This is a genomic window from Aminobacterium sp. (genome assembly GCF_034926885.1).
Classification (GTDB): Bacteria; Synergistota; Synergistia; order Synergistales; family Aminobacteriaceae; genus Aminobacterium.
Window position 1 is genome coordinate 1 of the sequence record NZ_JAYFQR010000033.1, and the last position, 14,578, is coordinate 14,578.

At 41.4% G+C, this 14,578-nt stretch carries 15 protein-coding genes and 1 rRNA gene; 4 read left to right on the forward strand and 12 right to left on the reverse strand.

The window, feature by feature from the left end; genetic code table 11:
• Positions 1–97: 97 nt before the first annotated feature.
• The 5 genes from VB083_RS11120 to VB083_RS11140 form a co-directional block, all read right to left on the reverse strand.
• Positions 98–1,513 carry an MBL fold metallo-hydrolase gene (locus VB083_RS11120; protein ID WP_323402058.1) on the reverse strand — a complete coding sequence of 472 codons (1,416 nt, stop codon included), beginning with the start codon at positions 1,511–1,513 and terminating at the stop codon, positions 98–100.
• Positions 1,514–1,551: 38 nt separating this feature from the next.
• Positions 1,552–2,928: a sensor histidine kinase gene (locus VB083_RS11125; protein ID WP_213690919.1), complete on the reverse strand. Its 1,377-nt coding sequence runs from the start codon at positions 2,926–2,928 to the stop codon at positions 1,552–1,554.
• Positions 2,925–3,560: a response regulator transcription factor gene (locus VB083_RS11130; protein WP_213690918.1), complete on the reverse strand. Its 636-nt coding sequence runs from the start codon at positions 3,558–3,560 to the stop codon at positions 2,925–2,927. The genes VB083_RS11125 and VB083_RS11130 overlap by 4 nt, the downstream gene beginning before the upstream one ends.
• Before the next feature lie 114 nt (positions 3,561–3,674).
• Complete coding sequence (locus VB083_RS11135) at positions 3,675–4,250, reverse strand: HDIG domain-containing metalloprotein (RefSeq protein WP_213690917.1); 576 nt, start codon at positions 4,248–4,250, stop codon at positions 3,675–3,677.
• Between the two features lie 30 nt (positions 4,251–4,280).
• Complete coding sequence (locus tag VB083_RS11140) at positions 4,281–4,781, reverse strand: deoxycytidylate deaminase (RefSeq protein ID WP_213690941.1); 501 nt, start codon at positions 4,779–4,781, stop codon at positions 4,281–4,283.
• 129 nt (positions 4,782–4,910) lie between these two features.
• On the opposite strand from VB083_RS11140, the gene VB083_RS11145 reads away from it, so the two are divergent.
• Complete coding sequence (locus tag VB083_RS11145) at positions 4,911–6,194, forward strand: MFS transporter (protein WP_213695521.1); 1,284 nt, start codon at positions 4,911–4,913, stop codon at positions 6,192–6,194.
• 28 nt (positions 6,195–6,222) lie between these two features.
• Complete coding sequence (locus tag VB083_RS11150) at positions 6,223–7,239, forward strand: asparaginase (protein WP_323402059.1); 1,017 nt, start codon at positions 6,223–6,225, stop codon at positions 7,237–7,239.
• On the opposite strand, the gene VB083_RS11155 is transcribed toward VB083_RS11150, so the two are convergent.
• From VB083_RS11155 to VB083_RS11180, 6 genes are all read right to left on the reverse strand, one after another.
• Positions 7,226–8,092 carry a TIGR02757 family protein gene (locus tag VB083_RS11155; RefSeq protein ID WP_213690914.1) on the reverse strand — a complete coding sequence of 289 codons (867 nt, stop codon included), beginning with the start codon at positions 8,090–8,092 and terminating at the stop codon, positions 7,226–7,228. The genes VB083_RS11150 and VB083_RS11155 overlap by 14 nt on opposite strands.
• Complete coding sequence (locus VB083_RS11160) at positions 8,073–9,281, reverse strand: FprA family A-type flavoprotein (RefSeq protein ID WP_323402060.1); 1,209 nt, start codon at positions 9,279–9,281, stop codon at positions 8,073–8,075. Before VB083_RS11160 ends, VB083_RS11155 begins: the two co-directional genes overlap by 20 nt.
• Before the next feature lie 37 nt (positions 9,282–9,318).
• Complete coding sequence (locus tag VB083_RS11165; RefSeq protein ID WP_213690912.1) at positions 9,319–9,843, reverse strand: flavin reductase family protein; 525 nt, start codon at positions 9,841–9,843, stop codon at positions 9,319–9,321.
• A gap of 88 nt (positions 9,844–9,931) precedes the next feature.
• Complete coding sequence (locus VB083_RS11170) at positions 9,932–10,447, reverse strand: ferritin (protein ID WP_213690911.1); 516 nt, start codon at positions 10,445–10,447, stop codon at positions 9,932–9,934.
• A gap of 3 nt (positions 10,448–10,450) precedes the next feature.
• Entirely contained in the window at positions 10,451–10,816 is a 366-nt protein-coding gene (locus VB083_RS11175) for a desulfoferrodoxin (RefSeq protein ID WP_213690910.1), read from the reverse strand.
• Between the two features lie 214 nt (positions 10,817–11,030).
• Positions 11,031–12,398 carry a uracil-xanthine permease family protein gene (locus VB083_RS11180; protein ID WP_213690909.1) on the reverse strand — a complete coding sequence of 456 codons (1,368 nt, stop codon included), beginning with the start codon at positions 12,396–12,398 and terminating at the stop codon, positions 11,031–11,033.
• A 123-nt stretch (positions 12,399–12,521) separates the two neighbouring features.
• Between VB083_RS11180 and VB083_RS11185 the strand changes: the two genes are divergently transcribed.
• Both VB083_RS11185 and VB083_RS11190 read left to right on the forward strand, forming a co-directional pair.
• Positions 12,522–13,289, forward strand: coding sequence for an SIR2 family NAD-dependent protein deacylase (locus VB083_RS11185; RefSeq protein WP_307879546.1), 768 nt, complete (start codon positions 12,522–12,524; stop codon positions 13,287–13,289).
• Between the two features lie 38 nt (positions 13,290–13,327).
• On the forward strand, positions 13,328–14,323 hold the full coding sequence (locus VB083_RS11190; RefSeq protein ID WP_323402061.1) for a FlgT C-terminal domain-containing protein: 996 nt from the start codon (positions 13,328–13,330) through the stop codon (positions 14,321–14,323).
• A gap of 165 nt (positions 14,324–14,488) precedes the next feature.
• On the opposite strand, the gene rrf is transcribed toward VB083_RS11190, so the two are convergent.
• Positions 14,489–14,578: ribosomal RNA gene (gene rrf / locus VB083_RS11195) — 5S ribosomal RNA — on the reverse strand; the annotation flags it as partial.

Here is a 14,578-nt window from a genome sequence, read left to right on the forward strand (position 1 = left end):
AGCCGCAACTTCCATTCCGCCACTACTATTGGACAGGGTGAGCCCATTTATCTTTGAATTGGCGGGAGCCAATCATACGGACTGGGATTCCCGCCATTCACTTTATCACGTTATCAGGAAGCAAACTATGGCCCCTTACAAACTCCTCACCAATAACTGGGACAACTGCTTTCAAATTATTCTCCTGAAGAGATGCTGCTAAAGCCTGGGATGATTTGGGTTCGCCGTGGGTTACAAAAAAGACAGGCGATGTTTCGAAATTTCCAGCCCATGCTAAAAGATCTTCCCGATCTGCGTGAGCAGAAAAGCCATTTATAGTATGAAGTTGTGCATTTACTGTAACCTCTTCACCGGCTATTCGAAGTATCTTCTCACCATCGATAATGCGACGACCCAATGTTCCACGAGCCTGATACCCCACAAAGATAATTCTATTATCGGGGTTCCATACTCCATGCTTTAAATGATGCACTATTCGTCCACCGTTACACATTCCACTTCCGGCCAAAACAATGGCGTGCTTTATATCGTTAATTCTCCGCGAATCTTCAACACTTTCTACATAATGAAGTTGATTCGGAGTAAAGGGATCATCTCCCTGTTTTACATGATTCTGTATCTCCCCGGAAAAAAGGCTTAAATGACTATTATAAATTTCCGTCGCCTTGACTCCCATGGGGGAATCAAAAAAGATGGGAACGTTGTCTCTTAAAATACCCTCTTTCTGCAACAACATCATTTCGTAAAGAAGACGCTGTGCCCGATCAACAACAAATGTAGGGATCATAACTTTGGCTTTAGACTTTAACGCCTCCGTAATGACCTGTCTGAATTCTTCTCGTGTTTCCTTGTTCGATTTATGCGATCGATCTCCATATGTGGATTCAATAATGACATAATCAGCCCGTGAAATATCTGCAGGGTTGCGTTCCATTACTGTCTGTTGAGGCCCCAAGTCTCCGCTAAAAACAACTTTTACTTCTTTTCCATCTTCTTCCATCCAGACTTCTATAATGGCACTTCCGAGAATATGGCCTGCATCACGGAAACGAACGGTAATGCCAGGTGCCACTTCAATTTTATCGTCGTATGTAGCCGGAGTTAAAAGATGAGCAGCCTTTTGGGCATCTTCTTCTTTATAGAGTGGCTCGACAGGAGGTAGTCCCTTTCGTTCGTTCTTTCGAGTCTTCCATGCCGCTTCTTCCTTCATTAAGCGAACTGAATCCTGCCATAAGACACTGACTAATTCCACAGTAGGAAGTGTCGCCCAAATTTTTCCCTTAAATCCCTTCTGTACTAAAAGAGGAACTCGCCCAGAATGATCTATATGAGCATGGGTAAGCAAAACAGAGTTAAGACTCGAAGGAACAAAATCAAACTGTGCTCTATTTTTCTCGTCGTCACCTTTTCCCTGATACATACCGCAATCAATCAATACTCGACTTGATCCACATTCAAGCAAATAGTTCGAACCAGTTACTTCTCCTGCTGCGCCTAGAACTTTTAATCTCATACTGTTCGCCCCGTATGGGCCTGCCTCCCTTCCTAATCCTAATTCTCATCGTTGTCTTGTACAATAGGTACAAGACAACGCAAAAGAGTTCCTTTGCCTGGTACCGACTCTACTTCAAATTCACCTCGAAGCGTCGTTATACGTTCCATAATGTTCGCTAATCCGCGATGACCGTTAAGACGAAGTTCTTCATAGCTTTTATTAGGTTCAAAACCTTTTCCGTTATCCTGAATTTCAAACATCACTGTCGTATCATCAAGTTGGCTTACTTCTCCCTTTACCTGCGTCGCCCTTCCATGATGCACAGCATTCGAGACACCCTCTTGAAATATTCTGAAGAAGGCCAACACAACTTCCGACGGCATGTATATCTGCTCATCTACATCTATTGTCACATCAATGGCATTATGCCTAGATAAACGATCGGCCAGTTCTGTAAGAGCATGCTCTAAACCGAGATCAAGCCATGGAGGTGAAAGTTCATCGCAAAGTTCCCGCAAATCCCTTACGGCTATCTGAGCCGCTTCTTCAGCCAATTTTAAATGAGACGTCTCTCCAGAGGGACACGAATTCATATTGAAAAGACGCATCTGCTGGATCATCGCCGTAATATCCTGCAGCGGGCCATCATGAATATCTCTGGCTATCCTCTTCTTCTCTTCTTCCTGCACGCTTACAACATCATGAACGTAACGATTCCTTAAATCGTCACGCTCAATAGCTGTTTTGGCAAGACGGTAAAGTGCTCTGCGAAGACGTCCAAGTTCAAAGACTGCTTGCGGATCATCTTGTTCTGGCAATTCCTTTCCCCAGATGAGAGAATCAACTTCTATTACCATTTTTCGAAGAGGAAGAATCAACCAGTGCCACATCGCCCATACGGCAATAAGAGTGGTCAGTGTCATGAGCACGATGAGAACAGGCCAAATATGCCCAAAGCGAAGCATTGGGCCGATAAGCTGACGCCACGCCACAGCAGCAATAACTAGATGGTTGCCCCCATCTAAAGGATACACAGCTATTGTATAGCGATCTCCCTGGCGATCACGAACCTCTACCGCACGCCCTATAGGGATACGCGGGTCCCAGATGGCTGCCAAGTTGCTAACGCCAGGAGAAGCCATCAAGATTTTTCCTTCTGACGTTATTACAGCCACCCATCCAGGCAAAGAAGGCCCCCACGAAAAGACTCGAAGTTTCTTTACTATCGATGAAAAAGAATCTCTTCCCCCCCACAATGGTGGTTCGAGATTAAGCCATGATGCTACATTCTCAGCCAAATCCTCAACATATGAATGGGTAACAGCCTCCATAGCCCATTCCTGATGAATCATAGCAACACTTGAAACTACAAGAACAGCCATGGTCGGCAAAGTAATGGCCAAGACAAGAAGCAAGAGCAGATGACGCCTCATTCCAGCAATTCCTCAAGAGTAACAACACCATATTTCAGCGCTAAAAGAAGCGCTTCCGTTTTATTTCGAGCTCCAAGTTTGTCGTAAATGGAAGCCAGGTGAGTTTGAACAGTTCGCTCACTAATAAAAAGTTCTCCTGCTACTTCTTTGCTCGACAATCCCTTCGATGCCAAAACGAGAACTTCCCTTTCTCTTGCAGAAAGAGACTCTGGCACAAGCTCTCGCTCACCCACAACTGTAGCAACTTCAGAGTCAAGGTAAAGCCCTCCCTGTACTACAGTCTGAATAGCTCGAATTAAATCTTGTGGCGTCGCAGTCTTTAAAACAAATCCGCGAGCCCCTGCCCGCAAAGATGCAACAACATACTGATGAGCGTCATAAGAGGTAAGCATTACCGGAATGACTGGAAGCTTCTCTTCTTTAATACGTCGTGCTATAGAAACACCATCTTCACCTGGCATTCGTATGTCAAGCAAAGCTACATCTGGTTTAAGTTCATTAATAAGCTTCCACGCTTTTTCCCCATCATCTGCTTCTCCAACAAGCTCTATGGTGCTCTCTTGTTGAAGATACGCAGAAAGACCCGCTCTGGTAAGGGGATGATCGTCTGCCAATATGACACGTATTGTCATAGTACTCCCTCCAAGGTCTATATATCTCGCTTAATATTTTTGATTCCCTTTTATAATAGCGAATCGACCTTATTTGACAATCAGCGAATTGACTGAACTATAGCTCCGCCGTTATTACGCTAACCCCAATCCGAGTTCCTGCTCGATGGGACGAAGTGCCTCTAAAACTCCGTTAACCATTTCTTCTAAATTCATATCGAGCAAATCTACTCCCTTTTGGATTACATCACGATCGACACCTCGCGCAAATGCCTTATCCTTCCATTTTTTCTTTACTGACTTTACGGTAAGATCCTGAAGAGACTTGGAAGGTCGAACAAGGGCCGCAGCAATAATAAGACCAGTCAACTCGTCAACGGCAAAAAGTGTCTTCTCCATAAGAGAACGAGGTTCCACATCTGACGTTATTCCCCAACCATGGGCTTGAATAGCTCTGATAATATCGTCAGCATATCCCTTTGCCTTGAGCCATTCAGCTGCAAGATGGGTGTGCTTCTCAGGCGTTTGCTCAGTCTGTTCCCAATCAATATCATGAAGCAAACCGACAAGCCCCCACTTCTCTTCGTCCTCTCCAGCTTTTTTAGCGAAATATTTCATGGTCGCTTCAACAGCCAGAGCATGTTTAATGTGAGCGTCTTCGTTGTTATATTCTCTCAAATGTTCCATAGCCTGTTCACGAGTAAATGTCATAATATTCCCCTCCTAATCTATATTCTAACCTTATTGATCCAAGAAGGCTTTGAGAGCTCCATCCATCTCCTGAAAAACTTCCTCAGAAAGCTGACATACTTCCAATTTTGCTTCTTGGCGCATTTGAGCCGCCAATGGGTCGGGATACCCGAACACAAAGACAATCCGATGGATACCCGCGTTTATAATGGCCTTGGTACAAAAGGAGCAAGGTTCATGGGTACAGTAGAGAACCGCACCCTCGGTACTAGTTCCTACAGCAGCCGCTTGGGCAATTGCGTTTATTTCTGCATGGGATCCCCTGCATATCTCATGTCGTTCTCCTGAAGGGATACCTAATTTTTCTCTTAAACATCCTACTTCTGAGCAATGGGGTAATCCTTTGGGAGCTCCATTATAACCAGTACTGATAATTTGAAGATCTTTAACGATAACAGCCCCGACCTTTCGCCGTAAACATGTTCCCCGAGTAGCTGCCACCGCAGCAATCATCATAAAATACGAATCCCAATCTGGACGATGAAATGTCATCATAACCTCCATAATGTTTAAAGTGTTTAAAGTTTTCAATTAATCGACATTATATCATTCAAAATATATCTGCACTGTCATCCGTCGCTATGGTACTATCAATTATATTCCCTCTATAGGAGGACTTTCGTGAAAAAATTGAGGCGGATACTTCCCAAAGACAAAAAAACAACATCATGGTGCCTTTATGATGTCGGAAATTCGGCTTTTGCAACAACAATCATGGCAACCATACTTCCTGTTTATTTCAAAGAAATTGCGACACCCTTTCTTAAAGGCAATCTTTCCACTGTATATTGGGGATATGCTTCTGCTTTAGCCCTACTATGCAGCGCCATCGTCGCACCTCTCCTCGGTGCCATTGGAGATATCAGCCAAAAGAAAAAAAAGATGTTGGGCCTCTTTACATTATTGGGGATTATCTCTACAGCTGCACTTTTTTTTGTACAACACGGTCACTGGAAAGCCGCGCTTTTTTTTATGGTTCTAGGTACAATCGGTTTTTCAGCCTCTATGATTTTTTATGACTCTCTCTTGCCTCACATTGTTCCTCTTAATGAAATAGATATGGTTTCCTCTCAAGGCTATGCCCTTGGATATTTAGGTGGTGGCATATTGTTAGCCATCAATCTAGTTATGATCTCTATCTTTCCAGGAACACTCGGCCCCCGGCTCTCTTTTCTTTCCGTAGCTCTTTGGTGGGGACTTTTCTCTATACCTCTCTTTATTTTTGTACCTGAGCCCTACGCGAAACCTCTTATTAACAGGCGTCATAAATGGATTGCAGGAGAAGCCTGGCTTCGCCTTCGACAAACATTTTCTGAAATTAGAAAATATCGCGACTTATTCAGATTTCTTATAGCTTTTTGGTTTTATAATGACGGCATTGGCACCATGATACGGATGGCTGCCATCTATGGTGCCAATGTAGGTATTTCCAAGCTTCACCTCGTAGGAGCGCTTCTTATGACCCAATTTATAGGCGTGCCGTTTTCCCTTTTCTTCGGTCAATTCGCTTCAAAGGTCGGAAGCAAAAAGGCTATTCTTACAGGGCTGAGCGGCTATGTTTTAATCTCTATAGGCGCCCTGTTTTTATCAAAAGCATGGCATTTTTGGCTCTTAGCTCTTGCCGTAGGAACAGTTCAGGGTGGAACGCAGGCTATAAGCAGAAGTTTATACGCCAGTCTTGTTCCTCCTTCGCGTAGTGCCGAGTTTTTTGGCTTCTACGACATTTCAAGTAAATTTGCAGGAGTAATGGGGCCTGCACTTTTTGGCTTCATTACCCATATTACAGGATCAAGTCGAATGGGCATCGCTGTTATAAGCACAACATTTATTATAGGAGCCATTATTCTTTTTGGAGTTAATGTAATGCGAGGTATCAAAAATGCATCGCTCCAAAATTCTTTATAAGCATTTTTGCTGAAAGGTGGTGCTGGTTTTGAATCGTTTTCTTGTTGTTTCCACAGGAGGAACAATAGCCTCTGCGCAAGGAGAAGATGGCCTTGCCCCTGCGTTAACAGGTAATGAGCTTTTAAACTATATTCCTGCGTTGCAAGATTTCGGAGATATTGATATTCACGATCTACTTTCTAAAGACAGCTCGAATATGTCGCCCTTCGATTGGAAAAGAATCGCGTCTTTTCTTCTCGAACAAGAGAGAAATTACGACGCCTTTATTATTCTTCATGGAACAGACACTATGGCTTACACAGCTTCTGCCCTTTCTTTCATGATTCCCTATTTTTCCAAACCTGTAATTATTACAGGCTCAATGCAACCTATCCTAGTCCCAGGAACAGACGCTGTAGACAACATTTATACGTCTTTCCTATTTGCCCAGGCCATGGTAGAAAACAAGCGTAGAGGAATAACTATCTCTTTCGGAAATCAACTCATACATGGACCTCGATCTCAAAAAATTCTAAGCCATGACTATACAGCCTTTTCAAGTATTAACTATCCTCATTTAGGCCATATTGAAAGAGGGAAAGCTATATTAACACATGTACCTAACCTAGAAATGGAACCTTTTCCGTTACGTACGAAAAATCATGATTTCGACCTTGAAACAGCTGTCTTTCTTGTAACTCTTTTTCCTGGATTTCCCGCCAAGTATCTGGAATATGTTGTTAACATGGAACCTAAAGCTATCGTCATAGAAGCTCTCGGTCTTGGAGGTGTCCCTTACCTTGGAGAAAGCTTGCTCCCTCCGTTGAAACTTTCTCAAGATATGGGAATACCCGTCGTCATCACCACTCAATGTGTCTATGGCGGCGTTGATTTGAATGTGTATGAAGTTGGACGAAAGACCCTCAAAATGGGGGTTATTTCAGGAAAAGACATGACGCGAGAGGGCATTATTACTAAACTTATGGTTTTATTACCTCATATACGTCCTTACGAAACTGAAAAATGGTTACACACTAATTTTTGCGACGAGATTACTCTCGAATAGAAGACGACACGCCATCATTGCATTGTTTAATAAGTTCAGCTATATGTAGTTCTGAACGGATTCCAAAACGGGTTAAAGCAAAATCGTACCGTGTAGGATCGTGGGGAGCTATTTTCTGAAAGGCACGAGTTACTTCTATAACGGTTTTTAAATCAGCCTGTTTTCGTTCTGTAAAATGAAGAGACCGCGCAATTTTATGCATATGTGTATCTATTGGAAAATATAGATCAGCAGACGAAACAGCAGACCATCCACCAGGATCAACAGCATCGTGCCGTATCATCCACTTAAGAAAGAGAAAATAACGTTTGCAGGCACTCCCATCAGCAGGTGAAGCGATAAGAGAGGTTGCTCCTCCTGCTGCTTTTTTTATGCTATCTGCAAAAGCAGTCAATCCATCAAAAATGCTACTGTTTGAAGACAAACAAGCAATAATGCACTCTTCCAGAGATAAGTACCTTTTCAAAATTTTCTGTACCCCTAATAAAAACTGTACCAATTCACTGCCCGAAGTAAAACGATGTCTAAAATCAGAGTAGAGCCTTTCCAACTCTTTTTCGGACGTAGAACGTATAAAAGAAGCCGGTTTATCTCCCATGGGGGTAAGGACTTTGCTTACACTGTTATGAATCTGCTGAACTCTTCCGTATGCAAGAGATGACGCTATAAGCGCCACAATCTCTCTATCTCTTACATCTGCATACCTCCGCGGGAACTCCACGGGGTCTGGATAGATAAGTTCGGCTCGTGTGTAGGTCTTATATATATTTTCCAACACGGTATGGAAGCATTCAGGGGAAAATTCTCCCCTGAATGCTGATATCGCTACTTTATCAGGCTTTATTTGCTTCATAAATTGCTTCAGCTACGCTCTCTCCCATAGCAAAACATTCATGTAGATCGCTTTCCCGGGGAACATATTTTACCTTTATTCCTGGATGAACGATGTTGATCTTCATAGCTTCCAATTCTTGGTTGAGAAGTTTAAGCGATTCGCCTGCCCATCCGTAAGAACCAAAAGCAGCTCCAACTTTTTTTATGGGACGTAATCCTTTCACGTAGCAGACAAGATCGGCCATTCTCGGTAAATATCCAGTATTTAATGTCGGGGAACCGAGAAGGAGTCCTCTCGCATCAAGAATTTCTGTCATTACATCGCTATGGTGCGTCACCCGTAAATCCATAACATGAGTTTCGATACCTTTATTGATAAGCCCCTCTGCAATATGGCGTGCCATGTTCTCTGTACTATGCCACATCGTATCGTATGTTACTACAGCTTTATCGAGACATTTCCCTTCAGCCCATTTACGATATGCAGATAAAATTCCAGGGATGTGGCTTCTCCAAATAATGCCATGGTCTGGGGCTATCATATCTATTTCTATATTCATAGATCCTATCTCGTCAAGTTTCTTAAGCATTATGGGAGAATAGGGTAATAGAATGTTCGCATAATATTTAGCCGATTGGTGCATCAACTCTCCCCAGTCAGCTTCGTCATCAAAGCGAACACTTGTGGAATAATGCTGGCCGAAACCATCGTTGGAAATAAGAACGCGGTCTTCCTTTATATACGAAAACATGCTATCGGGCCAATGAAGCATACGCGCTTCAATAAAAGAGATAGTTTTTCCGCCGAGAGAGACTTCATCTCCTGTGGCAACAATCTGCAAGGGCCAACTTTCAACAACATCTCCAAAGTGAGCTATAAGTGCATCTTTGCAGGGTTTAGAAAGAAAAATTTTCTCAGGTTTTACTCTATCTACAACCATAGGAAGACTACCTGAATGATCCATTTCCGCATGATTGACAACAATGTAGTCAATCTTCTCTACGTCTACTATTTCTTCTAATCTCTCTATAAATTCGTCAAAGTGGGTTGTCTTTACTGTATCGAAAAGGGCTATTTTATCTCGCCCTTTAACAATATACGCATTGTACGTTGAACCTTTTTCTGTAGAATACCCATGAAAATCCCTTAAGGTCCAATCCAAAACGCCTGCCCAAAAAATACCAGGTTTTATCTCAAGTGGTGTCATTCTTATCCTCCTTGCTCTTTACCTATTAAGATTATTCTTATTTTATAGTATTGAATATAGCTGAGGGAGCCTTATCTGGAGATTTTCCCTTTTTAATAGTGTGATAATCTGCATAAAGCAAGGGTTTACCTTCTTTTATAACCTCCGCGGCTTCAACTTGCGCTATAAACAATTTATGGGTATGAACTTCTGTTACAGAAAGAACACGTGCTTCAATAGAAGCCAACGAATATTCTGTAACTATGGGAATTCCTGTTTCTCCTCTTTTATATATACAGGCACTGAACTTGTCAAAATCCCGTCCGCAACGGAAGCCAAATACTCCTATAAATTTTAAGGGAACTGTTTCTTCCAAAACTGAAATCGATAAGCGTCGACTTTTTTCAAGTAATTCCGTAGTGTAATTATCTCTATGAAGACACGCAGCTATACAGATAGGCTTACTTGTCAGCTGTATCAAAGCATTGAGAATTTGTCCATTTTTTTGACCTTCATATTCCGTACTTAAAATATACATCCCATAACTTAAAGAGAAAAGAGCTTTGGCATCAATATGCGCCATTGTGTAACCCTCCCTTTTCACAAGAAAGGGGCACAAGCATAATCTGCTTTGCCCCTTGATCATCTATTTCTTCGTTAATAATAGGAAGTTATTCTTCTTCAGTTGCAAGTGGAGTATATACCCTTGCTCCCAATTCTTTATCAAGCATATATATGCCATGCTTAGACTCAGAAACAAACTCTAGTTTATGAATAATTTCTTCAGCATTTGCTTCTTCTTCCACTTGCTCCGTCACATACCACTGAAGGAAAATGTTACTTGCATGATCTTTCTCTTCTATGGCAAGATCAACTAAGTCATTAATGCGCCGAGTAACATAGCGCTCATGGTCAAGTGCCGCTTTGAAAACATCAATACATGATTTCCATTCAAAGGGAGGCTCGGCAATAGCCTGTAACTTTACTCTTCCTCCACGCTCTACAATGTGATTATAGAATTTCATTGCATGGTCTTTCTCTTCTAAAGCCTGGATATGCATCCAATTTGCCATGCCCATAAGATTCTCTTCTTCAAAATAGGCAGCCATAGCTAAATATAAATAAGCGGAATAGAGCTCTGCATTAATCTGATCGTTTATTGCATCCTGCATTTTTTTAGATATCATATTCTACTTACCTGCCTTCCATAATCCATGAACATTACAATATTCTCTACTCATCTCTGGAGTAATTTCACCAAATTCTGCTTCGGGATCCTCTCCTGGGTTCAGGAATTGACGATAAATTTTATCTCCAGATATAACCTCAATCCATTCAATGTAATGCTCGTCTTTCATCGGATGAGGAACACTTCCTACCTTCACTTTGTTACCTTCGACAACAGGAACGTGTTTTTCTGTAGCAGAATCTGCTGTCTGCTCTTCAAGAAGTTTCATAGGTTGGCCGCAGCAAACGAGTTGGCCTGCTCCGGCATGAAGAACTTCAACAATGTTGCCGCACAACTCACACTTATATACTTCTAATCTTTTAGCCATCCTTGTACCTCCCTTAATCCATTTTCAAACATTTTTTTCATTATAACATTTTATTGAATGGCTTACCCTACTAAAATAGTAGAGTTAATTTTGTTTATATACACTATAGGGGAGATGGGTATTTTTGTCAAGTTTTAAAAATTAAAAAGCTGCCTTTAAAGGCAGCTTTAGATCTTCGTATTAAGAAATTGTTCTTTAATTACGTTTTGTAATGTTAGTCTGTTATTCCTCGTTCTTTATTCGTTCCAGGAACAATCGAATCCCAAAAAGCTGCGCAAATTCCTGCCACTGCCATGGGGGTTTTCATAACGGCCCAAAGAACCTGGCCACCGATACCAAGTGCAAAAAAGGCATCCTTCTGAGCTTCTACCCAGCCAGGAAGACCTAATGCCATAAGAAAAGCAAAACCAACAATAAGAACGTTTCTCTGACTCGTCATATCGGCTCGAAGCAATACCTGAATTCCCAACGTTCCGATAATGCCGAAAAGGGCAATATAAGCTCCTCCAATAACTGGACTAGGTATTGTTGCAATAAGAGCTCCAATTTTTCCAATAAAGCTCATTATGATGAGAAGCACAGCTCCTGTACGAACAACCCAGCGAGAAGCAACTCCAGTTAAGCCAATAAGACCAATATTCTCTGTATATGAAGTGGTAGCAACTGCACCAAGTGTTCCAGCTATAGCACAGTTGAGACCTTCCGCACCAATTCCTCTATTGATTGTAGATGGTTCAGGATCTGGTAAACCAGCCACATAGGAACAAGAGTGATAATCTCCAATCGACTCGATCATAACCGCGAAAAATCCAGCAATAATTGCTCCGAAAGAAACGAGATCAAACTTAGGAACCCCCCAGGGCATGAAACCAGTGAAACGGAACCATGGAGCTTCTACAACACTGGCAAGATTAATAAAAGCGGGATGATCAGCCGGGAAAAAGCCCGAGAGAGAACCAGCAAGTGCTACCAGATAAGCAATTGTAATAGATGCAAGAATTGCGAATATATTAAAGTATTTATTTTTGCTCATGAGGCTAAAGAAAAAGACGCAAAAAACAACAATAAGGGAAATAGGCCAATAATTGGCAGCGTTGAACTGGATGGCAACAGGCGCCAAAGAGAAGCCAATAGCCATAATGGTTGGTCCGATAACAACGGGAGTGATAACTTTTCTAATAATACCCACTATCCGACTGTACCCGATAACAGAAAGAATAAGTCCTCCAGCAATGAGTGCTCCACCAACATGCTGCATAACAACTGATGGTCCAGAAGCACCATATGCAGCGATGATTGTCATAATAGGAGGAATAAAACTAAAACTTGACCCTTGAACGATAGGAAGCCCCGATCCTAATTTAGGGTGAGTCTGTATAAGAGTCGCGATTCCCATCGCTAGATATACACAAGAAATAAAAAAGCCTATTTCTGCCGTTGTCATACCCATGGCAGGTCCAAAAATAAGAGGAACAAGAGTAGTAGCACCAAACAAAGTTAAGACGTGCTGAAATCCCGCCAAGACCATAATAGGGAAAGGCGGCTTATCATCAACACCATAAATGAGATTTTTTATAGCCATTCTATAACACCCCCGTTATTAAGCTGGCGATATTGTAACAAATTGGTCAATCGGTTGCATAAATTTTTGATTAAAAATACAAAGAAATATTTTGAGATATAATGTCACATGGAGGTGATCGGAGTGGAAGAAAACATAGAGACACTCACTCAACAATGCGCAGAGGCACTTTCAAAATCACGAAAGGTTGTTCTTCTCAGCGGTGCGGGCATGTCTACCAATGCTGGCATTCCTGATTTCAGAGGTCCAAATGGTGTTTATAAAAGGAAGATGAAGACCGACCCCGAACTTATTTTTGATATTGATTATTTTCGCCAAAACCCTAAATTCTTTTACGAATTTCACAGAGAATTTCTTCATACCATAAATACAATACGCCCAACGTTTTCACACCACTTCTTCGCAGAGCTTGAAAAGAAGGGAGTACTGAAAGGAATCATTACACAAAATATCGATGCGCTTCATCAAAAAGCAGGCTCAAAGAAAGTTTTTGAAATCCATGGCAGTACATGGGAAAGTTTCTGTACCCATTGTGGTCAAAGATACGATTATGATTTGTCATATGAAAAAACATTTAAAGAAGAAGTTCCTCATTGTGATAAATGCGGTGGCATTATAAAACCTGACATAGTGTTTTTTGGCGAAAACGTCAAATATCTTTATGAATGTCAAGCTCTTGTAGAAGATGCAGACCTTCTATTTGTTGTAGGGTCATCTCTGACGGTAACCCCAGCAGCATTTCTTCCTTCTATGTGCCACGGGAAAATTGTTATTGTCAATAAAGGGGAAATATCTACGTCGTATATTAGCCCAAGACGTCTCTTTATTCGTGCGGATTGTGATATTGATGAATTTTTTAAAGCTCTAGATAAAGAACTAAATCACCGATAAACAAAGGAGAAAGAGTAGATTTTTCCTGGGGTGAAGAGATGAAAATATTACGTTGCTTAAAAATTTGGGGACTCTCTATGTTAACAATCACGCTAATAACAGCAAGTGGACATTCTAGAGAGCTTCAAAAAGCGTCTATTTCTGTAGAAGTTATGCAAACGATGAACACCAGTGGTTATGAGGTTTGGCATAGTCGCTTTTATCCAATTGATGTGTTGGAAGAAAAAATCACCTCATACTGCATTTCCCAATTGAAGAGATCTCCATTTATTAGGATTTATAATGAAACGGCATCAACTGGGCAGGCTAAAAAAGATATATCTCTTCAGCTTGAGATTTATTCGTTGTTAGAAAAAGATAAAGATTTTTTCGTACAAGACAAGAGAAGTACTGTACGTATGAGAATGAAACTTTACGACACTTTAGGAACAGAAATTCCTTATGTTACAAGTGTTGTAAAAAAAGATCAACGTATTATCCCCTCTCCAGGAGATGACCGGTTATTTTTTCTCTCAGCTCGAGGCTTCTCTCCTTTTGATCCCTTATATAAAGATGGTATAGATCTGTTCAGACTTGCTCCCCGAGAAGACAAAAACAATTTTACTCATCCGGTCTGGGATGACTTTAAGCACTCTACAACATGGGCTGCCTGTAAAAAAGCAATAGATGCGATGCTCGACGAAGTTACAGAAGGCTTTACGGGTCTTTACCATACGGCAAGCATTTTGCGAAGTATAGCAACTAATGATGTAAAGGGGAAAGAAAAATCTACTCCTCATGTGCAATACATCATTTCAGCAGGTCACTTTGAAGGAATTAAGAAAGGCGATATTCTTACAGTATTTAGAGAAAAAACATATAAAGGAATCTCTTCCAATAAGCACGAAACAACATTCCCAGAAGAGGTAGGCAAAGTTGTGGTTGTTCAAGTATCAGCACATAATGCCATTGTAGAAACGGTGTTAAAAGAAGAAGGAGAACGAGACGAGGTTACTCTCTCTGATATGGTTTTTATCCCCGTTATCAGGCAGTAATAAAATAGACAATAAAGAAAATAAGTCAGAAGAATACATTAGGGCATCTAGCCACTTTTCAAGTTTAAAGGTTGGTTAGATGTCTTTTCCTATATCAAAGACTTCATAATTATAGAATTATCATAGGAAATTATAGTAAGGAAGGATGAGGGTATAAAAAAAGATCTCTGGCGGCGACCTACTCTCCCACAGATAGCCTCTGCAGTACCATCGGCGCTGGAGGGCTTAACTTCCGGGTTCGGCATGGAACCGGGT